This window comes from Pseudomonas furukawaii, from assembly GCF_002355475.1.
Lineage (GTDB): Bacteria > Pseudomonadota > Gammaproteobacteria > Pseudomonadales > Pseudomonadaceae > Metapseudomonas > Metapseudomonas furukawaii.
Genome location: NZ_AP014862.1, coordinates 750,643 through 771,761, shown reverse-complemented (window position 1 = coordinate 771,761; position 21,119 = coordinate 750,643). Strand labels below are relative to the sequence as shown.

The 21,119-nt window shown below is 58.5% G+C and carries 24 protein-coding genes; 16 read left to right on the top strand and 8 right to left on the bottom strand.

From position 1 onward, the window contains the following. The first annotated feature begins 13 nt into the window (after positions 1-13). Complete coding sequence (gene eutC / locus KF707C_RS03585; protein WP_004420403.1) at positions 14-847, top strand: ethanolamine ammonia-lyase subunit EutC; 834 nt, start codon at positions 14-16, stop codon at positions 845-847. Between the two features lie 146 nt (positions 848-993). Next, positions 994-1,452, top strand: coding sequence for a GNAT family N-acetyltransferase (locus KF707C_RS03580; RefSeq protein ID WP_004420405.1), 459 nt, complete (start codon positions 994-996; stop codon positions 1,450-1,452). Positions 1,453-1,489: 37 nt separating this feature from the next. Here the strand turns inward: KF707C_RS03580 and KF707C_RS03575 are convergent, their stop codons facing one another. Further along, positions 1,490-3,076, bottom strand: a complete 1,587-nt coding sequence (locus KF707C_RS03575; RefSeq protein ID WP_004420406.1) for a serine/threonine-protein kinase — start codon at positions 3,074-3,076, stop codon at positions 1,490-1,492. Positions 3,077-3,229: 153 nt separating this feature from the next. Here KF707C_RS03575 and KF707C_RS03570 point away from each other — a divergent pair, with 153 nt between their 5' ends. From KF707C_RS03570 to KF707C_RS28975, 5 genes are all read left to right on the top strand, one after another. Beyond that, the gene (locus tag KF707C_RS03570; protein ID WP_004420408.1) at positions 3,230-3,889 is read left to right on the top strand and encodes a DedA family protein; all 660 of its coding nucleotides are present in this window, start codon (positions 3,230-3,232) and stop codon (positions 3,887-3,889) included. A gap of 10 nt (positions 3,890-3,899) precedes the next feature. After that, complete coding sequence (locus tag KF707C_RS03565) at positions 3,900-4,718, top strand: M90 family metallopeptidase (RefSeq protein WP_004420409.1); 819 nt, start codon at positions 3,900-3,902, stop codon at positions 4,716-4,718. Between the two features lie 78 nt (positions 4,719-4,796). Continuing rightward, positions 4,797-5,324, top strand: coding sequence for an inorganic diphosphatase (gene ppa, locus KF707C_RS03560; protein ID WP_004420411.1), 528 nt, complete (start codon positions 4,797-4,799; stop codon positions 5,322-5,324). Between the two features lie 218 nt (positions 5,325-5,542). After that, complete coding sequence (locus tag KF707C_RS03555) at positions 5,543-6,733, top strand: tyrosine-type recombinase/integrase (RefSeq protein WP_081608033.1); 1,191 nt, start codon at positions 5,543-5,545, stop codon at positions 6,731-6,733. Between the two features lie 32 nt (positions 6,734-6,765). After that, positions 6,766-7,506 (top strand): hypothetical protein, encoded by a 741-nt coding sequence (locus KF707C_RS28975; RefSeq protein ID WP_131679663.1) that lies wholly within the window; start codon positions 6,766-6,768, stop codon positions 7,504-7,506. A 118-nt stretch (positions 7,507-7,624) separates the two neighbouring features. On the opposite strand, the gene KF707C_RS03550 is transcribed toward KF707C_RS28975, so the two are convergent. Next, on the bottom strand, positions 7,625-9,052 hold the full coding sequence (locus tag KF707C_RS03550; protein WP_158526748.1) for a YfjI family protein: 1,428 nt from the start codon (positions 9,050-9,052) through the stop codon (positions 7,625-7,627). Between the two features lie 64 nt (positions 9,053-9,116). Continuing rightward, on the bottom strand, positions 9,117-9,326 hold the full coding sequence (locus KF707C_RS03545) for a helix-turn-helix transcriptional regulator (RefSeq protein ID WP_036991373.1): 210 nt from the start codon (positions 9,324-9,326) through the stop codon (positions 9,117-9,119). A 312-nt stretch (positions 9,327-9,638) separates the two neighbouring features. On the opposite strand from KF707C_RS03545, the gene KF707C_RS03540 reads away from it, so the two are divergent. The 7 genes from KF707C_RS03540 (at position 9,639) to KF707C_RS03510 (ending at position 14,209) form a co-directional block, all read left to right on the top strand. Continuing rightward, a complete protein-coding gene (locus KF707C_RS03540; RefSeq protein WP_004420416.1) occupies positions 9,639-9,968 on the top strand; it encodes a hypothetical protein in 330 nt (109 codons plus the stop codon). A 95-nt stretch (positions 9,969-10,063) separates the two neighbouring features. Continuing rightward, positions 10,064-11,032: a DUF932 domain-containing protein gene (locus tag KF707C_RS03535; protein ID WP_004420417.1), complete on the top strand. Its 969-nt coding sequence runs from the start codon at positions 10,064-10,066 to the stop codon at positions 11,030-11,032. A gap of 75 nt (positions 11,033-11,107) precedes the next feature. Continuing rightward, on the top strand, positions 11,108-12,112 hold the full coding sequence (locus tag KF707C_RS03530) for a YqaJ viral recombinase family nuclease (RefSeq protein WP_036991322.1): 1,005 nt from the start codon (positions 11,108-11,110) through the stop codon (positions 12,110-12,112). An 89-nt stretch (positions 12,113-12,201) separates the two neighbouring features. Then, entirely contained in the window at positions 12,202-13,152 is a 951-nt protein-coding gene (locus KF707C_RS03525) for a recombination directionality factor (RefSeq protein ID WP_004420423.1), read from the top strand. Beyond that, positions 13,124-13,621 (top strand): RadC family protein, encoded by a 498-nt coding sequence (gene radC, locus KF707C_RS03520; protein ID WP_004420426.1) that lies wholly within the window; start codon positions 13,124-13,126, stop codon positions 13,619-13,621. Before KF707C_RS03525 ends, radC begins: the two co-directional genes overlap by 29 nt. A 13-nt stretch (positions 13,622-13,634) precedes the next feature. Beyond that, positions 13,635-13,844: a hypothetical protein gene (locus KF707C_RS03515; protein WP_004420428.1), complete on the top strand. Its 210-nt coding sequence runs from the start codon at positions 13,635-13,637 to the stop codon at positions 13,842-13,844. A gap of 59 nt (positions 13,845-13,903) precedes the next feature. Beyond that, complete coding sequence (locus KF707C_RS03510) at positions 13,904-14,209, top strand: hypothetical protein (protein ID WP_036991325.1); 306 nt, start codon at positions 13,904-13,906, stop codon at positions 14,207-14,209. On the opposite strand, the gene KF707C_RS03505 is transcribed toward KF707C_RS03510, so the two are convergent. Then, positions 14,196-14,543, bottom strand: a complete 348-nt coding sequence (locus tag KF707C_RS03505) for a helix-turn-helix domain-containing protein (RefSeq protein WP_004420431.1) — start codon at positions 14,541-14,543, stop codon at positions 14,196-14,198. The two genes, KF707C_RS03510 and KF707C_RS03505, sit on opposite strands and share 14 nt — an antisense overlap. A 136-nt stretch (positions 14,544-14,679) precedes the next feature. On the opposite strand from KF707C_RS03505, the gene KF707C_RS03500 reads away from it, so the two are divergent. Then, positions 14,680-15,033 (top strand): hypothetical protein, encoded by a 354-nt coding sequence (locus KF707C_RS03500; RefSeq protein WP_004420433.1) that lies wholly within the window; start codon positions 14,680-14,682, stop codon positions 15,031-15,033. Positions 15,034-15,146: 113 nt separating this feature from the next. Beyond that, positions 15,147-15,941, top strand: coding sequence for a hypothetical protein (locus KF707C_RS03495; RefSeq protein ID WP_004420436.1), 795 nt, complete (start codon positions 15,147-15,149; stop codon positions 15,939-15,941). 135 nt (positions 15,942-16,076) lie between these two features. On the opposite strand, the gene KF707C_RS03490 is transcribed toward KF707C_RS03495, so the two are convergent. The 4 genes from KF707C_RS03490 to KF707C_RS03475 all read right to left on the bottom strand — a co-directional run bounded on the left by KF707C_RS03490 (position 16,077) and on the right by KF707C_RS03475 (position 21,118). Further along, positions 16,077-16,805, bottom strand: a complete 729-nt coding sequence (locus KF707C_RS03490) for an inovirus Gp2 family protein (protein WP_036991327.1) — start codon at positions 16,803-16,805, stop codon at positions 16,077-16,079. Between the two features lie 873 nt (positions 16,806-17,678). After that, entirely contained in the window at positions 17,679-18,611 is a 933-nt protein-coding gene (locus KF707C_RS03485) for a Kiwa anti-phage protein KwaB-like domain-containing protein (RefSeq protein WP_036991329.1), read from the bottom strand. Continuing rightward, entirely contained in the window at positions 18,608-19,195 is a 588-nt protein-coding gene (locus KF707C_RS03480; protein ID WP_051050679.1) for a hypothetical protein, read from the bottom strand. The genes KF707C_RS03485 and KF707C_RS03480 overlap by 4 nt, the downstream gene beginning before the upstream one ends. A gap of 99 nt (positions 19,196-19,294) precedes the next feature. Continuing rightward, complete coding sequence (locus KF707C_RS03475) at positions 19,295-21,118, bottom strand: Hsp70 family protein (protein ID WP_004420441.1); 1,824 nt, start codon at positions 21,116-21,118, stop codon at positions 19,295-19,297. Between the last annotated feature and the right edge of the window lies 1 nt (position 21,119).

Here is a 21,119-nt window from a genome sequence, read left to right as displayed (position 1 = left end):
CGAGGAGCCACGGATGAAGACCCCACGCCAGTTTTCCGGCCACACCGCCAACCCCTGGGAAGAGCTGCGCCGCCTGACCCCGGCGCGCATCGCCCTGGGCCGCGCCGGCATCAGCCTGCCCACCCAGGCCCAGCTGAATTTCCAGTACGCCCACGCCCAGGCCCGCGACGCGGTGCACCTGCCCTTCGACCACCAGGCCATCCGCGACGCCCTGGCCGAGCGCGGTCGCGCCAGCCTGCTGCTGCACAGCGGCGCCAAGGACCGCGACACCTACCTGCAGCGCCCGGACCTCGGCCGTCGCCTCGATGCCGCCTCGCGGGAGGCACTGCAGCAGCACGCCCAGGCCAACCCCGGCGGCTACGACCTGGCGGTGGTGGTGGCCGACGGCCTCTCGGCCCTGGCGGTGCAGCGCCACACGCTGCCGTTTCTCGAACGCCTGGAAGAACAGGCCGTCAACGAGGGCTGGTCGCTTTCCCCGGTGGTGCTGGTGCAGCAGGGCCGGGTGGCGGTGGCGGACGAGGTGGGCGAACTGCTGAAGGCGAAGATGGTGGTGATCCTCATCGGTGAACGGCCCGGCCTGAGCTCCCCCGACAGCCTCGGCCTGTACTTCACCTGGGCGCCCCGGGTGGGACTGACCGACGCCTACCGCAACTGCATTTCCAACGTGCGCCTGGAAGGCCTCTCCTACGGCATGGCCGCCCACCGCCTGATGTACCTGATGCGCGAAGCCTGCCGCCGCCAGCTCTCCGGCGTGAACCTGAAGGATGAAGCCGAGGTGCCCTCGCTGTCCGGCGAGCCGGACCGGACCCTGGCGGGCAACTTCCTGCTGGCCACGGATCACCCCTGAACCCGCGCCTTGGCGAGGCGCGGATCGACCGGTCAAACGCTTGCTTGGATTGCGCTTTCCACAAATTCTGGTGCAGCATCGATACCGCTGGCTGGCACAGCATCTGCATTGCCCATCACGTTCCCCCCAACGCTACGAGGCCCACCATGCGCATCGTCCAAGCCACCCTTGAGCACCTGGACCTGATAACGCCGTTGTTCGTGAAATACCGGGAGTTCTATGGCGAACTGCCCTTCCCGGAGTCCTCGCGCAAGTTCCTGGAGAAGCGCCTGAGCCGCAAGGAATCGGTGATCTACCTGGCCTTCCCGGACGACGACGACACCCGACTGCTGGGTTTCTGCCAGCTTTACCCGAGCTTTTCCTCCCTCTCCCTGAAGCGCGTGTGGATCCTCAACGACATCTATGTCGCCGAAGACGCCAGGCGCCAGCTGGTGGCCGACCGCCTGCTGCAGACCGCGAAGAAGATGGCCCGGGAAACCAACGCCGTGCGCATGCGCGTCTCCACCAGCAGCAGCAACGAAGTGGCGCAGAAGGTCTATGAGTCCATCGGTTTCCACGAGGACACCGAGTTCAAGAACTACATACTGCCCATCAACAGCGACTGACCCCGGCGCGCCCCCCGGTCTCCGGACCGGGCCGCCGTCATCCCAGCCCGAACCAGACCCCCAGCAACAGCGGCAGGCCCACCAGCGCCGCCAGCGCGACCGGCCTGGACCAACCGGGGGCCGACTCAGGCTCCCGCCGACGGGCCTGCTCCAGCAGCCGCTCCAGGGCCAGCTGGAATTCCGACAGCGCCTCGAAACGCGACCTCGGCTGAGGCGCCAGCGCCCTGGCCAGCACCCCATCCCAGCCATCGGGCAGCGCCTTCACGCGCCCCGCCAGGGGCACATAGCGACTGGCCTGCCCTCCCTCCGGACGTGCCACCTCGGGCCATTGGCCGCTGAGCAGCCAGTAGGCCAGGGCCGCCAGGGCGAACTGGTCGGCGCTGCCGTCCAGCACCCGCCCCTGGCGCAGCTCCGGCGCCAGGGGCACCGCCAGCGCCGGGGCCGGCTGCCGGGCCACGCCGGGCAGGACGGCCGCGTACTCCGGCAGGAACAACAGCTGTCCCCGGTCATCCAGCAGGATCTGCCAGGGATTCAGCCAGAGCCCCTGCATGCCCCGGCGCTGCAGGGAACGCACGGCCTCGATCAGTTGCACCAGGATGGCCAGGGTGGCCTCGGCGTCCAGCGGCGGCCCTTCCGCGCAACGCCGCACCAGGCTGCGGGCGCCCGAAGGCGGCGGCGCAAAAAGGAGAAAGGCGTGGTGCCGTCCCTGGCGTGGCGAAAGCACCTGCGGCAGCGTGGCGACCGGGCTGCGGCGCAACACCCATTCACGCTGCCAGAACGCCTCGTCGGCATCGTCGTCCGCCAGCCAGAGCAATGCCTCGCGATCGCCCTCGACGGCGTGGAACAACCGTCCCGGCGGCCCGAAGTCACACGATGCGCCTAGCGTCCAGCCGTCCACCGTCATGCCCGGTTCGGCCCGTTCCAGCCGAGGCCAGGCACCGCAGGTCGCCGAAGGCGGCAGCGAGTGAGGGTCCCCCGGCAGCACCAGCGCCGCCGCACCGGGCGCGGCCAGCAGGGGTTCGAGCAGAGCGCCCAGCTGGCCGGGCTGGAGATCGGCGCAGGCCCCGCCCAGGCCGTGCAGATCCGCCACGTCCAGCAAGGGCTGCGGCGCCAGCAGCAGAGGCTGGCCGGGCGCCAGCGACAGGCTGTGCTGGACCACCGCCAGTTCCGCCTGGTTGCCCAGCGGGTTGTCGCGCCCCGTCAGCGTATGGGCGTGCGAACCGGGAAACTGCACCAGCCCGACGGCGCCGGCCTGGAGGAAGTGCGCCTCGCCATCCTGAACCAGCAACAGGCCCGCGCTGAGCTCAGGCACCGGCTCGCCCGCCTGGCGACGGCGAAACAGCTGCAGGTTGAGGGCGGCCAGCACCTGCCGCGCCGCCTGGGTCTCGCTCCAGCCTTCGGGGGTGCAGCCGTAGTCGGCGAACAGCGCATCCAGGCAGTCCCCCAGCATCTGCACCACATTGGCGCATGAACGTCCCCAGAGCAGGGCCAGCAGCAGAAGCGGCGGCCGGCCATTGCGCCCGGCCACCCAGGTCGCCCGGGCCCGCGCCGCCTGGCTCGGCAGGTCCAGCCCGTGCCCCTGGGCCAGGCTCACGGCGGGGTGTTCCAACAACTGCAACGGCATGGGACGGGGTCCTGATCCGGGAAAACTATGGAAACAGTTGCAGCCTTCATGCCGTTCGCCATTCCGCCAACCGCATCACCGGGAGAGGGCCAGTTGTCCCTATAATGCGTGCATCACGCCCCTCGCCCGCCCCGCTTATCCACAAGGCGCTCCATGGATTTCAACCCGATCGACCTCATCCTGCACCTGGACCAGTACCTCAACCTGCTGGTCACCAACTACGGCACCTGGATCTACGCCATCCTCTTCCTGGTCATCTTCTGCGAAACCGGCCTGGTGGTGACGCCTTTCCTGCCGGGCGACTCCCTGCTCTTCATCGCCGGCGCCGTCTGCGCCGGTGGCGCCATGGACCCCTGGCTGCTGGGAGGGCTGCTGATGATCGCCGCCATCAGCGGTGACAGCCTCAACTACGTCATCGGCCGAACGGCGGGCGAGCGCCTGTTCAGCAACCCGGACTCGAAGATCTTCCGCCGCGACTACCTGCAGCGCACCCATGAGTTCTATGACCGCCACGGCGGCAAGACGGTGACCATGGCGCGCTTCCTGCCCATCGTGCGCACCTTCGCCCCCTTCGTCGCCGGCGTGGGTCGCATGCCTTACCCGCGCTTCGCCTTCTTCAGCGTGCTGGGCACCATTCTCTGGGTGGGCGGGTTGGTGACGCTGGGCTTCTTCTTCGGCAACGTGCCCTTCATCAAGGACAACCTGTCGCTGATGGTGCTCGCCATCATTGGCCTGTCCCTGCTACCGATGGTCTTCGGCGTACTGCGGAGCCGCCTTCGCCCGGCGGGCAAGGGCGCCCAGCACCCGAGCTGAACCCGACGCCATGTGGTCATTCCGTCGCTGGCGCCGCCAACGCATCCTTGCGCGCAACCCCGTCTCACCCTCGCAGTGGGAAGCCATCTGCCGTCGCCTGCCGATCCTCGACGGCCTGGACGACGCCGAACAGCAGCGCCTGCAGGAGCGTTGCGTACTCTTCCTCCACGACAAGCGCATCACCGCCCTGCCCGGCGTGGACCTGAACGGCGACGACCGCCTGCTCCTCGCCGCCCAGGCCCAGTTGCCCCTGCTGCACCTGCCGGACCTCGACTGGTACCAGGGTTTCCATGAGCTGGTGCTCTACCCCGACGACTTCGTCAGCCCGCAACGGCATCGGGATGCGGCCGGCGTCGAACACGAGTACGAAGACGCGCGCAGCGGTGAGTCCTGGCAGTACGGCCCGGTGATCCTCGCCTGGCCCGGCGTGCAATCCAGCGGTGGCTGGGACGGCTACAACCTGGTGATCCACGAGCTGGCCCACAAGCTGGACATGCTCAGCGGTGGCCCCAATGGCCTGCCGCCGCTGCACCGCGACATGCGCCAGTCCGACTGGGCCCTGGCCATGCAGACCGCCTTCGACGCCCTGAATGCCCAACTGGACCGCGACCCGGACGCCGAGACGCCCATCGATCCCTATGCGGCGGAAGACCCCGCGGAGTTCTTCGCGGTCGCCAGCGAGTACTTCTTCACCGCCCCGGACCTGCTGGATCAGGCCTTCCCCGCCGTCTACCGGCAACTCCAGGCCTTCTACCGGCAGGACCCGCTGGGCCGTCTGAAACGCCTCCAGGACAGTCATCCGGACTACCGCGACGCGACCAATGGATAAGTAGAACGGCGTGGCATCGCTGTGGGAATGTGCCTATAATCGCGCCCACTTTTTTGGCCCCACCCTTGGGAGTTGACCATGAGCTACAGCAAGATCCCGGCTGGCAAAGACCTGCCGAACGACATCTACGTCGCGATCGAGATCCCGGCCAACCACGCGCCGATCAAATACGAAATCGACAAGGACAGCGACTGCCTGTTCGTCGACCGTTTCATGGCCACCCCGATGTTCTACCCGGCCAACTACGGCTACATCCCCAACACCCTGGCTGACGACGGCGATCCCCTGGACGTGCTGGTCGTCACCCCCTACCCGGTCGCACCGGGTGCCGTGATCCGCGCCCGTCCGGTCGGCGTCCTGCACATGACCGACGAAGCCGGTGGCGACGCCAAACTGCTGGCCGTTCCCCATGACAAGCTGAGCGTCCTCTACAAGGACGTGAAGGAATACACCGACCTGCCGGCCCTGCTCCTGGAGCAGATCAAGCACTTCTTCGAGAACTACAAGGACCTCGAAAAAGGCAAGTGGGTGAAAGTTGAAGGCTGGGGCAACGCTGACGAAGCCCGCGCCGAAATCACTAAAGCGGTTGCGGCTTACCAAAAGTAAGCCCCGACCTCTCATGAAAAGCCGGCCACAAGCCGGTTTTTTTTATGCCCGAAAAAATCCTACCAAGTCCGAAACCCAAGCTGGTAGCCTAGATAAATCAAGGGCTACAGCCATTTACCAAACCAACCGAGTCCGATCCGATACAACCCCATCCGATGACCAAGTGGGGGGACAAGTGGGGGGACAAGAGGTAAATGGCAACGCGGCGGGGGGACACGATGGGCAAGCTAAATCCGAAACAGGTCGAGAACCTGACAGAACCAGGCACCTACGAAGATGGAGATGGGCTTCGCCTGGTTGTCAAACCCACAGGACGCAAGTCTTGGCTGCTACGCTTCCAGCTCGCAGGTCGCCGCCGCGAAATGGGCTTAGGTTCGTATCCAGAGGTCAGCCTCAAGAGCGCACGACTCGAAGCAAGCGCTAAACGCCGCCACCTTATAGATGGTATCGACCCACTTGCCGCACGGGATCAGGAACGCGAAGCCCAGCGCGAAGCCCAGCGAGCCCGAGAGGCAAAACAGCTCAAATTTGAGACGCTGGCAACAGATTACTGGAGCGCGCATAGCGGGGCCTGGTCTGCACAGTGGCGTAAAGGCTGGATGCGCAAGCTAGAACTCTACGCATTCCCCCACATTGGCAAACTAGCTGCCGAGCAAATCGACACAGAGCATGTCCTCAAGCTGCTGCAACCTATCTGGGCCATAAAAACCCGAACAGCTGACGAAGTACGCGGACAAATTGAGCAAATCTTGGACGCAGCAAAAGCACGAGGCCTTCGCGAAGGGGAAAACCCTGCACGATGGCGTGGCCATCTGGATAATTTGCTCAGCCGTGCGGAAAAGAAAAAAGCTAGAAAGCGCGAGCACTTCCCCGCAATGCCCTGGCAAGACGTGCCAAAGCTAATGCATCAATTGAAAGCGAACATGACAGCGCCATCTCTTGCCGCACAATTGTTGATCATGACCGCCGCGCGCGCGCACATGGTGCGATTCGCACGCTGGGATGAATTTGATTTTGAGACTCGTACGTGGTCACTTCCCGACGAGCGCATGAAAATGCGCGTCGCCTTCGTAATCCCACTTGCCAAGGAGGTTATTGACTGCCTACAAGCTATTCCGCGTATAGAAGACAGTCCATTTTTATTCCCTGGCCAAGGTAAAAGCGGTGTAATGCATGCAAATGCGATCCGCAACCTACTACATGACATGGGCTATAAATCTATTACGCGACATGGTTTTCGCTCATCATTTCGCGACTGGGCAGGAGAGTGTACGCACTACCCACGCGAGGTTTGTGAAATGGCGTTGGCTCATGACGAGAGGGATCAAACAGAAGGGGCTTACTCGCGCTCAGATTTCCTAGAGAAACGTCGCGCCCTAATGGCTGATTGGGCAAAATTTTTATCCTGACCACCGCCTAAAATTTATAAACGAGCCCCACCATGACAGACAAAAACACCCTCACTGAACTTATACAATCGCTATACCCTACAAATAAAATCTCAAAGAAAAAAAACAAAAACCCTCTCCTTCACCCAATAGAAACAAAAGAAGAAAAACTAAGCACCTTACTAAATCACACACACCTAACACTCAGATCAATATTAAAAAAGTACTGGCCAAAAGAATTAAATAGCCACATAGACCAACGAATATCCAACTTTATAGAGACACCAAAAATCAGCTGGAAAAACATATCTAGCTGCTGGACAAACACATACAAAGAAGAAAAAAGAAGCACTCTCAAATTGTATTTTTTTTACGCAAAAATATACTATCTCAGTGCAAAACTGCAAATGGAGAAAGACAATAAAGAAAAAGCTTTTGCCTACATCTCGCACGCAGCCTACTTAATTGGGTTCCTTAATGGCTACCAACATCATATTGACGAAGAAAAATTCAGGCGCGAGCGTGCAGCCGAAGGCGGAAAGGGGAAAGAATCCAAAATATCAAAAATCAGAGATCACTTCTCACTCCTACTGAGAACTCCACCTAAAAATGGCTGGGGTACCGAGTCCGAAACCATTGAAACGATTTACACCAGCAAGGAGTTCGAAAAATACATCTCAGAAATCGAAGCGCAAGACACGATTAGAAATCTGAAAGATTTCATAACCGAAGAGCTTATTCACAACCAAGAAAATCAGAAAGTATACAAAGCACTACGTAGAAAGCAGTATTAATATAGCGCGCACAAAAAAGCCAGAGCCTATGGCTCTGGCTTACGGGGCACCACTTCAACAAATACAGAAACCAGCGCACTTACCTTTTCGACATATGCTGAGGATCGAAAATTAAAAATTAGATCAATTCAATTTCAGCAACCCGCCCACTCACAACCTCCCTCACAAGCCCTTTTTCCACCAAGTAATCAACTGCACGATTGAGTCTGGTAGCTCGTCGCAATCCCGAAGGCCCTCGCTGCAGAATCTCATTCCTTCGAGTTCTTCTGAAGACCGATCTATCGCATCTGGCACGTAGCCACGAAACCAGAGCATCGCCATCGGTCACAACTTGAGGTGAAAATGAGAACAACCTCTTATACACAACAGAACAACCCATAACGATCTTCTCAACAGCCGATAGCTCAGGCAGGGAAATTTGAGTTCCGCCAGTTTCAAAGAAATGCAGTAAAGCGGCCACTCTGGAGATATTTTCAGTCTGTTTTGATCCATGATCACGCGCTCGTTCATAGCGTCCACCAACCTGCATTTCACTTTCAATACTATTGTGGATCCGCTTCAACTCCTCACCAGCCTCTGGAGAAAAGCCAACAACCAACTTACTAGAATCTCTGGCATCAAATTTTCTAACATTTTCTTCAAGAAGCTCTTCCATTCTTTTTGTATAACGATCCAGGCTGAGCTGAACCTCGCCAGAAATAAATCGAGTGCCCTGGGTCGATTTTGGATAAAAAACCAATGACCTTGCAAAGAACCCCGACGCTTTACCAAGTTCACCTTTTCTTTCCAAGTACTCATTAAACACCCCAGGCTGAACCCCGATACCGATGCTGAGCCGCACATCTTTCAATGAGTAATGCCCCGTTGAAGCCCGCCCCACTTCCACACCAGAGCCATCCCAATAAGCGTTCATCATGCCGATCTGGTTAATACTCCCCCTTAGAGCTATATCACCTTCGCTCGTGAACAATGCTGCGGATGGACAGTCTTGGTCCAACGACTTAGACAAGGCAGCCGTGGTTACATCCTGGTGAATCATCCTGAACACAAAAGGGCGCACTGGTTCTGAGTTAGCATGCGCCAAGAGAGCGCTTTCAAGCTGCTGATAAGCAATTGACCCCACATCTTCATCAAGCAGATTCTTTTGAATCTTTTTTTTCTTTCTTTCCCATAACTCCCACAAGACAGACCATTCTTTTATTTTCTGAAAATCCAGACTTTTTCGCCGCCCCTCAAAAGCCCTTAAAACAGAGGCCGTAACTTCCTCAACTGTGGTCTTTCTCTCACCCGACAAAGCAATCAAGAATATGATCAGCGATACCGGCCCAATGCTTCCCCAGGGTCGCCTCACATCTATCAAGTGCTGACAAACCAACGCAATAACTGCAAGGACAACTGACACAACCAGCTCTATCGGAGCCTGGGTCCGCGCTGCAATTCTTAATACTGACTCCTTGAAAATCGGGAATTCATCGAGCCAGCCCACATCAATGTAAGAATATGAATCCTCACTACCAGCAAAATGGTTATCCGAAAATAATTCCATACCAAACACCTCACTAACTAAAAATAAAGGACTGGATATCCTGCCCAATGACTTAAGGAAAAGTTTACTTCCGAGTGTCGAGCCAACGCATGACATCTTCGACCAACCACCCAACCGCGCCCCCCTTTGCCGACAGGCGCATTGGCCTCGGGAACGCTGGGTCATGGCGCGGGCTGCCCGGGTTTAACCAGTCATACAGGGTCGAGCGTGACACTGAGAGGAGCTCACTTAGCCGCTTCATGCGGACCACCCTCACCTCCGACCGATCTGGCATCCACACCTTCTGGATACCAAAGCCACTATCTTCACTATTCATGGGTTACCTCCTAGTACGTTGAGGCAGCCATCGTATTTCGGGCTTCGCGGTGCCACACCAGCCCTGCTTAGAGATCCTGAAAAACTTCCAAGCAGGCGCATTGACACTTGCGCGCAGAAATGATTTGGATGCCTAAAAAATCCAAAACCACATGCCGGCTGCCTGCTAGTCCTGCTACTCGATAGCAGGACTAGCAGGCTTATCAGCCCATTCGAAAATTTTTCAGCCCTACATAACTGCCATGACATCACCACCAAGGAGGTTCGCCCCATGTCATTGCAGTGCCCTCGCTGTCACTCCCCCAAAGTCGCTTCCTTCCATCACGCCATGAAAGTCGGCGCCGCCATCGGCACCGTGAGCGGTGTTGCGCGTGGCGTCAGCGCTGCCCTGGCAGGCGGTCAGGCTGGTGCAGCTATCGGCGCGTTCGCCGGCCCAGTCGGCATCACCCTAGGTTCCGTGTCGGGCGCCATTCTCGGCGGCCTGGCCGGCGGCGTCGGTGGCTGTGCGCTGGGCGCTCAGCTCGGCGAGTCGCTCGACCGCCACGTCCTGGCCCACAACCTCTGCCTGCTCTGCGGTCATCGCTTCAATCTGCCGGCCTGATTCGGCCCTCTCTCGTCTTTCCATTCCATTTGTCCGGTCGGTGCTGCGCCTCGCGCGGCGCTTTATGCCGGCCTGCATCCAAAGGAATCGTTCACATGGCACATCTCGTCGAAACCATGGCCTACGCTGGCGCTACTCCGTGGCACGGCCTGGGCAATCAGCTCACTCAGAAACAACCCATCGAAGTCTGGCAACGCGAAGCCGGCATGGAGTGGCAGATCCTGGAAAGCCCCGTGCATTTCAAGTCGGATGCCGTCGGCCACCTGGGCGCGATCCATTCCTTCCCGGAACAGAAGGTGCTGTTTCGCTCGGACACCAAGGCACCACTGTCGGTGGTATCCCAGCGCTATCACACCGTACAGCCTCGGGAGGTCTTGGAGTTTTACCGGGATCTCACCGAGGTTTCCGGTTACGAGCTGGAAACCGCTGGCGTGCTCAAGGGCGGACGCAAGTTCTGGGCGCTGGCGCGTACCGGACAAGGCGCGGCGCTCAAGGGCAACGATCAGGTCAACGGCTACCTGCTGCTGGCGACGTCCTGCGACGGCACCCTGGCCACCACCGCCACACCGACTACGGTGCGCGTGGTGTGCAACAACACCCTGACCATCGCCCTGGACGGCGCCAGCCGCGCGATCAAGGTGCCGCACAACACCCGCTTCGATCCGAAGGTGGTGAAGAAGCAACTCGGCATCGCCGTCTCGCAATGGGACGACTTCATGTACCGCATGCGCGCGCTGGCCGAGCGCAAGGTGCAGTGGCATGAGGCACTGGGCTTCTTCATGAACGTGATGTGCGAGACCAGCCCGACCGGCGCGCTGCCGGAGCATCTGCCCAACGAGCGCGCCCTGCGCAAGGTCCAGGAGCTGTACGAAGGCGGTGGTCGCGGTAGCCAGCTGGACTCGGCACGCGGCACCGCCTGGGGCCTGCTCAACGCCGTGACCGAGTACGTCGACCATGAGCGCCGTGCCCGTAGCAACGAATACCGCATGGACTCGGCCTGGTTCGGTCAGGGCGCTCAGATCAAGCAACGCGCCCTGGATGCCGCGCTGCAGCTCGCCGCTTAACCCTCACTCACATCAACCCTCGCGCCCGGTCAGCCTTGTGCTGGTCGGGCGTTTTTATGTCTGCAGGTGAATACCATGAAAGCAACGTCATTGAACGGCAGCACCAGCAAGAAACGCCCTGCCCTGCGCTTGGTCAGCACCAAGGAGCTGCCGCGCGAGGACTGGCTGCAGATCCGCAAGCAAGGCATCGGCAGCTCGGATGCCGCCGCTGCCGTGGGCCTGAACCCCTACAAGTCGCAACTGGAGCTGTGGCTGGAAAAGACTGGTCGTGATGCCGGCATGCCCAAGGCTGATCCGCACGATGAGGAAAGCCCGATGTACTGGGGCAATGTCCTGGAGCCCATCGTGGCCTGGCACTACAGCAAGCGCACCAAGAACAAAGTCCGCCGCATCAACGCCGTGTTGCAGCATCCCGATCCGGAGTTGCCCTGGATGCTAGCCAACATCGACCGCGAGGTGATCGGGGCCGATGATGTGCAAATACTCGAATGCAAGAGCGCGGGCATAAACGGGGCACGCCTCTGGAAGGAAGGCGTGCCCGAGTATGTGCAGCTACAGGTAATGCACCAGCTCGCCGTCACCGGCAAGCAGGCAGCGGATGTCGCGGTGTTGCTCGGTGGCCAGACGCTGGAGATCCACCGTATCGAGCGGGACGAGCAGATGATCGCTCGCCTGATCGAGCTGGAGCGCAAGTTCTGGCACTACGTGGAAACCGACACGCCACCGCCGGCCGATGGCACGGCTTCCGCTGACGCGGCCCTGCGCTGCCTCTACCCCGAGGACAACGGCCAGGTCGTCGACTTCAGCGGCCATGCCGGACTGGCCGCTGCCTTCATTGAACTCAAGGCCGTGCGCCAGTCGATTGCCGACAAGGAGAAGCGCGAGGCCGAGCTCAAGCAGATGCTGCAGCAGGCCATGGGCGATGCCGGCCGAGCGGAGTTCTCCAGCGGCTACGTCTCCTGGCGCAAGGCCAAGGACAGCATCGGTCTCGATGTCGCTCAGCTGCTCCAGGACAAGCCCTACCTGCAGGCCAAATACCCGCTGCTGAAACCCGGTGCACGGCGTTTCCTGGTCGGCTGATTTCCGTCTCTTTCACCCTTCCCTCCCCTTGGCCAGCCATTCAGCTCGCGCTGCGTGGCTGGCCTTTTTTCATTTCCAGGAGAACCACCATGCTCAAAGGTCTCGCACTCACCCCGCCCGTGCTCGGACGCATCTCGATAGGCAAGGTCGTCGAGAAGAACGGCAAGCGCCTGCCGGAAAAGGATGACCAATTCACCATCACCTCCCAGGTACAAGGCAAGGACGGCTGGCTGCTGCATCCGCTCAACGACGAGCTGCGCCAAGGCAAGGACGACAAGCTGCGTAGCATCCCGGTACGCCTGCTGTTCAACGAGCCGGAGCTGAATTTTCGCGCCGACTACACCTTGTTCGACCGGCAGTCCGGACGGCCGCTGTGCGTGGGCAATGGCGAGACCTGCAAGCGCGTCACCCCGGATGGCATGCAGTCGCTGCCCTGCCCTTCGCCGGATGCCTGCTCGTTGGCCAAAGGCAATGCCTGCAAGCCCTACGGTCGGCTGAACGTGGTCATTGGCGATGACGATCCGCTGGGTAGCTTTGTGTTCCGTACCACCGGTTTCAACAGCATCCGCACCCTCGCCGCCCGGCTGCACTACTTCCAGGCCATCTCGGGCAACCGCCTGGCGTGCCTGCCGCTGGAGCTGCGCCTACGCGGAAAGTCCACTCGGCAAAGCCATGGCACGCCGATTTTCTACGTCGACCTGACGGTACGCGGCGGTATGGAGATGACGGAGGCGCTGCAGGCCGCCAACGAGCTCGATGCGCAGCGACAAGCCGCGGGCTTCGATCAGGCCGCCTTGGATGAAGCGGCGCAGCGTGGCTTTGGCAATGGCGCCTTCGAGGACAGCGAGGAAGACGCGGGCGCCGTCGCCGAGGAGTTCTACCCCGCCGAGGAAAGCCCATCTCCAGCCACCAACACTCCCCAGCGCTCTGCGAAAGCCAGTCTGGCCGAGAAGCTGGACGCACAAGCCCAGCGCCACACCCCACCAACCGATCACCATCAAGGAGCCCAGCATGCGCCTGCACAAGCTGAAGGCCAGTGAATCGACCGGCACCTACCTGGTCGAGTCGCCGGTCACCGAAACCGACATCCTGCTGATGGCCCGGCAGTTGGCGAATCTGCGTCTACGCCGGGGAAGAGCACTGACCTCACCGAAGGAAGTGTTCAGCCACCTGCAGGCGCTGCTGGGCGATTACGAGCATGAGGTATTCGCCCTGCTCCTGCTCGACAGCCGGCACCGGGTGATCGTCTTTCACGAACTGTTCCGGGGCACCCTGGACAGCGCCAGCGTCTATCCCCGGGAAGTCGTCAAGGCTGCCCTGGAGCACAACGCCGCAGCAACCGTGCTGGTCCACAACCACCCTTCCGGTGATCCGGAACCCAGCCAATCAGATCTCACCCTGACCCACAAGCTGCGGGAGGCCCTGAACCTGGTCGGGGTACGAACCCTGGACCACATCGTGGTGGGCCACGAGGGCTGCGTATCGCTGGCGGAACAGGGCTACCTGTGAGGAGAACACGACGATGAAGCTACTGCGGATCTTTGCTGCCGTGTTCATGTTCGCCGGCATCCTCGCGGGCTGCCTGGCCCTTCTGCTGCTGGTGCTTCTGATAGTGCGCTTTCCGCCCCTGCTGATCGCCGTACTGCTGGCGTGCTGGATTTTCTGCCGCCTCGTGAAGGCGTTGGCACCCGGAACAGCCGCGGCAGAGTCCACCACTGCACCACCGAACTAATCACTACCCCGAGCCGCCAGGCCTGTACTGGCCGCCTCAATTCAATAGGGAGCATGACGATGAACAGACAGTGTTTGATCTGCGACTCCAGCGCCGTACTGACACGGGACGCAGCCAAAGGGCTGACCCTGCTGGTCGGGCTGTTCAATGGCGCAATCAAGGGCGCTCAGCGCCCACATGAGGGGAGCGGCCACACCGCTCTTCTCAGCGGACTGGCGGCGGTCGCACCTGCGTACCCGGAGGCGCGGAAGGCGGCAGAGGATGTCGTGCGGTTTCACTTCACCGGCTTCGACTGCCTGTGCCTACGCTGCGGTGCTTTGTTCGACGAGACAACAGAAAGTAAGGAGGGCCTTAGCCCCGGTTGAGGCGCTCCACCAAACGCTCCACTACCTCCAGCACTAGCACCCGGTCGGCCGCCTTCAGGGTGGACAGCAGCCCCTGCAGCCGGCGTGCCTGGTCTTCCGGTCGAGAGCTGCCCTCGGTCAGCAGGTCGGCCGTCTCGCAGCCAAAGATCGCTGCCAGTTCTACCAGTCGCTCGACGTTGGGCATCACGACGCCACGCTCGATGCGTGATACGGCCTCACTACCGACCCCCAATCGCTCCGCGACCTGCTCCTGACTCAGCTTGCGGCGCACTCGCTGGCGAGCAATCGCCTGGCCCACGACTTCCGCCAGCTGCTTCGAATCGGTTTTTGACATGCCACCCTCCAGATCGACCTGGATGGTTGAGCATCAACCCGTTGACATGAAGGACCTCACAAACCGAGACTCAACCCTAAAGGTCGATATTCGACTTTTCCTCAGACCATCCCCCCAAGCAGGGAGCACAAACAGCATGTACGTCATCACCGGACTGAACGAAGCTCAGATCGACAGCCTCGTGCGAAACAGGGCGTCCTTCGAGATCAATGGCCTCAGGGGCAACTTCATGGCCGGCATCAAACTGGTCGAAACCAAGATTGAAAGCCAGGGGCTGAAATGCCGGGTCAGAAGCGACGTGAAAAGTGCTGCGGTACAGGGCGGCGCCCTTGGTGTGGCATTCGGCGTTCTGTCAACGCCGGTAACGCTGACTGCGGCAACGCTCGGTATAGCCGCAGGCCTGGGGCACACCCTGGCCACCTACAACCCTGACTACGAAATCCTGAAGGACTACGTGAATCAGCGACTCCGGGTTATCTACAAAAAGTAGTTCTCAGCCCCCGTGAGCCCCGCGACACCGCGGGGTTTGCTTGTCCATTACCAGCCGTTTAACGGCCAGACCTTATTTCGACCTCGACAGAAACAACACACTGGAGCCACTCCATGAAACGGATACTCAGCATTCTGCTGCTCACTTTTTGCACCGCAGCCCAGGCCAAGAGCCTCGTGGACCATTACGCCTGGGGCGGTATCGCTTACCCGGCCGAGACTTCCACCGCTGGACTCCCTGAAGCTATTCCCTGCATCACCAAGAAAGCCTTCAATGGGCAGCCCATGATCAAGTGCACCTGGTTGGAGACTTCCCGCGAGGTGCTCATTTGGGATGCCCAGCGCCAGCAGGATGTGCGTTATGTCAACCAGATAAGCGGTACGTGCCTGCGCGGCAAGTGCCGGACAAACACCACCATCGTCGGTGAATGGAATCAGGATGTCTTCTTCGCACTGTCGATCTGGTACCGCATCAGCACCAGCACCGACGGCAAGCCGGTGGCCTACCGCGTCGACACCTCTCGTCAGGTGTCGTATGCCGAGGCGGGATCTCTCCTGTACCAGTTCTACCTGGATATTGGCGTACCTGATGACCGACTTGTTGGCACGTTCGATGGACGCTATGAAGGCGGCTATGCAGCCTGGCAAGAACAGAAAGGGAGTAGCCGAAACGTAGCTCATCAGGCTGCTGAGCCTGCTCAGACTGAATGGCCAGACGTGAAGAGTGCCTGGTGCAATCCGCGCATGGATGACGAGTGCTACATCAACGAGAAAAGGGTCCCGATTGCCGAACTGGGCAGGTGGCTTCCCGATGTTGCTGAATCAAACATCGATCAGATCGGCGGCTACTGTGAAACCATCCTCTGCTTTGATAAGGATGACCAACCCATCGGCTACTTACTACAGTAACAACCCTAATCCATAGTGGGCCGATTAAGCCCCAATCATCTCATTGAGCAGAGAACAAGTGGAGGCGTCGGCGTACGCCTCCCCATTTTTTTTCCAAGACCACGACCGCGCCCGCCCTGCAAGCGCCTATTGGCATTATCCTCTACTGGTATCGAACCCTCGCTGGCGATCCCCGTAGGACTTCGTCGCCACCTTGCACAGGTAGCTGACCCGATAGAACAGCTCAGGCAGTTCATCCACCAGAACCTTGCGATCACTTCCGGCCACCTTTCGCTCACGGGGAACTCGATCTATCCGATACGTCGTATTATCAGGGATATGCACCAGCTCTTCGACCAGCCAGACTGGCAATCTCAAGGCGCTGGCCCAGGCCTCCTGTAAACGGGAGATCATATTTCTATTTAGCGATTGCAACTTCCCTACGGAGTAGTAGGCATCACGATTAAGAAAAAATACCAGGTGGTAATGCGGCTTCCTAGCCCACCCGACTTCTCGCGCCCAGACGTAGCGAACCTTGCAATCACGAGCGTCCTTCTTTTGTTCACGTAGCTGGCTACGGTGGTACTGGATCTTTGCGTTGAAAGACTCGATGAATCTGCTGATGATCTTGTTGGTGTCTGCGCAGTCAGACGGATCTAGATCCCCTGGTAAATGTAGGTCCACCCTGAATGCCATGACCCTTGGGTACTGGGCCAATGCCAACTCAACTGTGTGCTTGAGACGAGACAGATACTCCTGGATGAAAGGCCCCTTGTCGCGCATCAAGCGGAAGCCTTCAAAGGTGTCGTCGTAGTACAGATGGAGGTTGGTATTGGCGGGATGACGGAGTGGAAGGTGGCTGGTGTTGTCGAAATTACGAAACATGGTTATGACTCCTGATTGAGGTTCATACCCATACGTCATCATGTGGAATTATTTACCATTGCCTCGTATGACTACCTGATCACCTCACCTGGACACTCAGGTCGATGTGCAGACTCAGATTGAACAGACTAGTGAGTCCTTCATGATAGTTCAGGCTGTGCTCACTCGATGTCAGAAACGCCCGAACCCTACGGGTAGAAAGAGCTAGTAAAACATAATACCCGTACCGCGGGTTATGCTCTCGGCCACGCAGTGATTACAGCGTGTTTTTTAACAGCCAAGCCGTGAATTTATCCAGTTCAACAATTCCGGAATTAAATCATCGGAATACTATGCAAATACGACCAACAAACATCGGCAGATCGGCCACCCCAAACAGTTTTCCGCTGACCACGATTCTAGACCAGGCCAGACGCCGCAAGAGCCATCTTGATTATCAGCTGCCAGCGCCTCGGCCAACTGGTCGAACAACCGCGCTGGCTTACCAGTGATCAATGAGTTATTGGCCAGGGCTTGCCCTGGTCACCGTGAAGCTGTACTTGGATGCCATCAGCCTGACGTGACCACCCGGATTGTTCCAGCCATGCGCGGTGCCCCCGTTACGCATGACCTGGCGTGACCCTCGCTCGACTTCGGGGAGTAGAAGGACGGGGGAGCAGCGGGTTGCATTGCCAACTCCGCTGTCACTTAGCCGCCTGAAATCCAACAATGAACGATTCAAAACCATAAATTTGGCGGACACTCACACCGCCCCTACACTGCTCAAAATTTAATCCCCCCCCTATCAGGCCGCTGGCAGCGGTAGGTCAGCTTTCAATCAGCACAGACATTGCTACCTAAAGATTTTGCCAATTGAGTTATATTTGCGCCTACCTATTGACCAACAGGTGTAGTCGATGGCACGTCATACTGATTATCAGACAGCTCTGAGCGCAGACGATGATCCAGCAGGACGTGCAAGATGTCGCGCATTTTTTCTGGGGTAGCGACGATCCGCCCCTGATCATCAAACTGGATACCCCACTCCCGCAGCCCGTTGATCTCACGAAGACGGGTCATGTAATCGGGGTTTTGATAGTAACCCCGAGCTTTGATCACCGCCATACGACGCAAGTGCGTAGCATTCTTGCCTATAAATGCATCAAATACGGCAAAATCGGCGATGGCGGCGGAAAATCCGGGCTCTTGCTTGAGGGCTGAATATGCTTCTTCGTAAGTGTCCTTATGATTAAGGAGCGATTCAAACGCGGGCTTACTACTCATGAAAACGCTGTCACCGGCAACGAAGAAGTCGAAACTCCTGGAAATACTGAATGACGGGTTTTCCATGATATCAAGGCCAGCCTCAGTGAAGAAGATATTCATCATCCCCTTCTTCTTTCTGGTTCCCCAATCGGCACTTGCCTTCTTGACACAATAAATAACCGATTCACCGAGGCGAAGACGAAGGACGTAGCCGGCAGCGTTATTTAGCTGCTTCACGTTCTTTACCAAGCATTCCTCCAAGGGCTGGTCAATCAGCCCTTGGAGACTGGGAAAAAGAGTTTTTTCGCGTGAGACCGCAAGGAAACCACCTTCGCTCGGCTGGCTGAGCAAATTGTACTCTTCGGCGACTGTGTAGCTGGTTTGATAATTCGTCGCAAGCTCTTTTAATTGATTCCTCAAGGCATCGCTCATCACAACCGAAACGGCTGTAAAAGGATTCATTTGCCCCGTCGTAGGTCGCTTTTTGAATACCCATAGCGACGCATTGGCCTGAGTGATATCGAAGCCCCCAAAGGCTTGCAGATCTTGTTCTACAGTCATTTCTCCCCCCGATGCAAAACGTAAATTCCATGTACCAAGCAGGACTCAAGATGATCGCCTGACTTAACCTGCTCCGTCGATAGTGCCTTCACACAGCGTTTATGCCCCTCAGTCACGATGTTGAGCTCATACAACTGCCAACCAGCGACCAACAAGAAGGGATTCATTAGAATTTGCCCTGAACGATAAGTAATAACAAACATCAGCGCAATAAATAGCAAAAATCCGAAAAATTTCCCGTCAACTCCCAAGTCGAGCCCCATGAAAGAAACGACGTAGGGGAACACGTAGTTAATTAGATCATTTGGAATTGACTTAGAGTCGACAACCTCAAGTCTTGAGTAACCTGAAAGGTTCTTCATCAGAACCATGAAGATAACAAGACTTATAGCGCAAATCCCGAGCAGGCCAAGCGCCCGCTCAGGATTTGCAAGCTCAGGAAGAGAACAGGAGGATATTTCCGTTATATTGCATAGAGGAGCCTTCCATGAAGTCTCTTTGACATCTTGAATCAACAGAATCAGGCTCAACGGAAAATAAGAGCCTAGAAACAAGATCAGTGCGGGGAAAAGTCGCATTTCCATCGTGAAGCCTACGGACTCCTGCCTCAAAAAAGTTGGACATCTAGTGTCAACACATATAGCAGACCAGATCATGCACTCGAACAGCTAGAGGGCGCCCAATCAGAAATCGAATGCTACTCGGCGGATATTGCCGGTCGTGCCAGAAGCACACTGGCACAAGGGATCATTGCTCCGCCGCCCACAGCCGCTACAGGGGGTGTAGTAGAGCTTCTCCCGTACCTGCAATGGCGTGAGTTCATCCAAGGTGTAGGGTGTCATTTTCTGCACTTCATGCAGATATTCACCGGGCACTAGGGACTTGTCCTCACGCAGAGCCAGATTCGACCGAAGTAACAGCGCCCCCTTAAGGTTGCAGAATCTCCGGCCTTCAGGCTTTTTTAGTGCTGGGTCCCCCGGCTGCACAATACCCCCCAGTCCTCCAAGACTCAGTCCGAACTCCAGGTTATGGATTTCGGTTGCATCCTGATCATTAACAACAGTCGAGCACGCCTCGACCTGCAGAATCAGGTTCTCATCCACCCGCATATCCAGCTCAACACGCTCGAATAAACGACCGCTCCGCTCATCCACCTTGACGCTGAGACTGGCAAGATTGTTGCGCGGATCACTGGCCTGTACATGCCGGCCATGCCGGCGGGCAGGCACTTCCAGCTGGATCTTCGCCACGCCATCACGAGGATCGGTGCAGTAAAGATTGAGTCGTTCGGCTTGCTGAATCGCACCTTCGCGGGGCATCACCGAGCCCGCCTTGATCGCAACGTGACGGGTATCACGCGCCAGTGCCAGCTCGATGTTCTTGGCCAGCAGCAGATCAGCCCGGTCATGGGCAATCCAGGCGGCGCCCTTGGAAATGATCAGTTGCCCCTCTTCCGATACACACAGCCGCTGCGGCCCGAACATTTCCATCAGACGAGTCTTAATCAGCGGCATGTTTACCATACCGCCAGTGGCCAGACACAGGCTGATATCTGAGGCCTCGAACCCAACCGAGCCCAACAAGCTGCCGATCATTTCTAGCCCCTCGGCCAGCTTGCCGCTGACGATTTCCTCCAGCACCTCGCGAGACAGCTGATAGACAAGGTCGGGATCAAGGCCAGCCTGGTTAGTACGGAAGTAATCAGGCACGTAGATCTGCGCCTGGCTCAGGCTCGACAGATCGATCTTGGCCCTCTCTGCACGCGCCAGCAGCTTTTTCTGGGCATCTGCCGCAACATCTACACCTTCAAGAGCCGCATGCTGGGCACAGTGACGGCGCACCACCTCATGCATAATCGACTCATCGATCACATCACCGCCCAAATGACCGCAGCCATGATTGGCGATCTGCACCAGATAGCCATCGACCAGTTGGCACAGGGTCAGGTCGAGTGTACCGCCCCCCCAGTCGAACACCAGCATGTACTGGCGATCCAGGCGACGGATTTCGCTGGCAAAGTCGGGCAGACCGCGGAGATGTCCGTATAGTGCCGCTAGTGGTTCATGGACGAACTGATCGATGGTTACACCCGCCAGGCGAAAGGCTTCGCGCAAGTCACGACGGCGTTCACCACTCATGTCGACCGGAATAGTCACCACCGCCCGGCTGTAATCCCCCGGCCGCTCATCCCGGGCATGTCCGGCCACATAGCGGACGATGTCGGCCACCATCTGTCGAGGGCTACGACTCACGCCATCCACATGCACCGAATGCTTACCGAGCAGGGTTTTCGGTGAGCGCACCACGTTGCCGATCACCCCAAGCCCGGAGCTAGACAGCCGACTTTTGGCTTCGTGCCCGACGACCACTTCGTCGCCGTCATAGCACACCACCGATGGATGAGGTGAACCGCCATGATCCTCATCCACGTAAGCAATGCAGCGGTCACCCTCGACCACAGAGATCAGGCTGTTGGTCGTGCCAAAATCAAACCCATAGATGGCCATG

What these genes read in the sequence shown, in the direction of transcription:
- eutC (WP_004420403.1), top strand. Translation starts at nt 14, where the DNA reads ATGAAGACCCCACGCCAGTTTTCCGGCCACACCGCCAACCCCTGGGAA.
- KF707C_RS03580 (WP_004420405.1), top strand. Translation starts at nt 994, where the DNA reads ATGCGCATCGTCCAAGCCACCCTTGAGCACCTGGACCTGATAACGCCG.
- KF707C_RS03575 (WP_004420406.1), bottom strand. Translation starts at nt 3,076, where the DNA reads ATGCCGTTGCAGTTGTTGGAACACCCCGCCGTGAGCCTGGCCCAGGGG.
- KF707C_RS03570 (WP_004420408.1), top strand. Translation starts at nt 3,230, where the DNA reads ATGGATTTCAACCCGATCGACCTCATCCTGCACCTGGACCAGTACCTC.
- KF707C_RS03565 (WP_004420409.1), top strand. Translation starts at nt 3,900, where the DNA reads ATGTGGTCATTCCGTCGCTGGCGCCGCCAACGCATCCTTGCGCGCAAC.
- ppa (WP_004420411.1), top strand. Translation starts at nt 4,797, where the DNA reads ATGAGCTACAGCAAGATCCCGGCTGGCAAAGACCTGCCGAACGACATC.
- KF707C_RS03555 (WP_081608033.1), top strand. Translation starts at nt 5,543, where the DNA reads ATGGGCAAGCTAAATCCGAAACAGGTCGAGAACCTGACAGAACCAGGC.
- KF707C_RS28975 (WP_131679663.1), top strand. Translation starts at nt 6,766, where the DNA reads ATGACAGACAAAAACACCCTCACTGAACTTATACAATCGCTATACCCT.
- KF707C_RS03550 (WP_158526748.1), bottom strand. Translation starts at nt 9,052, where the DNA reads ATGGAATTATTTTCGGATAACCATTTTGCTGGTAGTGAGGATTCATAT.
- KF707C_RS03545 (WP_036991373.1), bottom strand. Translation starts at nt 9,326, where the DNA reads ATGCCAGATCGGTCGGAGGTGAGGGTGGTCCGCATGAAGCGGCTAAGT.
- KF707C_RS03540 (WP_004420416.1), top strand. Translation starts at nt 9,639, where the DNA reads ATGTCATTGCAGTGCCCTCGCTGTCACTCCCCCAAAGTCGCTTCCTTC.
- KF707C_RS03535 (WP_004420417.1), top strand. Translation starts at nt 10,064, where the DNA reads ATGGCACATCTCGTCGAAACCATGGCCTACGCTGGCGCTACTCCGTGG.
- KF707C_RS03530 (WP_036991322.1), top strand. Translation starts at nt 11,108, where the DNA reads ATGAAAGCAACGTCATTGAACGGCAGCACCAGCAAGAAACGCCCTGCC.
- KF707C_RS03525 (WP_004420423.1), top strand. Translation starts at nt 12,202, where the DNA reads ATGCTCAAAGGTCTCGCACTCACCCCGCCCGTGCTCGGACGCATCTCG.
- radC (WP_004420426.1), top strand. Translation starts at nt 13,124, where the DNA reads ATGCGCCTGCACAAGCTGAAGGCCAGTGAATCGACCGGCACCTACCTG.
- KF707C_RS03515 (WP_004420428.1), top strand. Translation starts at nt 13,635, where the DNA reads ATGAAGCTACTGCGGATCTTTGCTGCCGTGTTCATGTTCGCCGGCATC.
- KF707C_RS03510 (WP_036991325.1), top strand. Translation starts at nt 13,904, where the DNA reads ATGAACAGACAGTGTTTGATCTGCGACTCCAGCGCCGTACTGACACGG.
- KF707C_RS03505 (WP_004420431.1), bottom strand. Translation starts at nt 14,543, where the DNA reads ATGTCAAAAACCGATTCGAAGCAGCTGGCGGAAGTCGTGGGCCAGGCG.
- KF707C_RS03500 (WP_004420433.1), top strand. Translation starts at nt 14,680, where the DNA reads ATGTACGTCATCACCGGACTGAACGAAGCTCAGATCGACAGCCTCGTG.
- KF707C_RS03495 (WP_004420436.1), top strand. Translation starts at nt 15,147, where the DNA reads ATGAAACGGATACTCAGCATTCTGCTGCTCACTTTTTGCACCGCAGCC.
- KF707C_RS03490 (WP_036991327.1), bottom strand. Translation starts at nt 16,805, where the DNA reads ATGTTTCGTAATTTCGACAACACCAGCCACCTTCCACTCCGTCATCCC.
- KF707C_RS03485 (WP_036991329.1), bottom strand. Translation starts at nt 18,611, where the DNA reads ATGACTGTAGAACAAGATCTGCAAGCCTTTGGGGGCTTCGATATCACT.
- KF707C_RS03480 (WP_051050679.1), bottom strand. Translation starts at nt 19,195, where the DNA reads ATGGAAATGCGACTTTTCCCCGCACTGATCTTGTTTCTAGGCTCTTAT.
- KF707C_RS03475 (WP_004420441.1), bottom strand. Translation starts at nt 21,118, where the DNA reads ATGGCCATCTATGGGTTTGATTTTGGCACGACCAACAGCCTGATCTCT.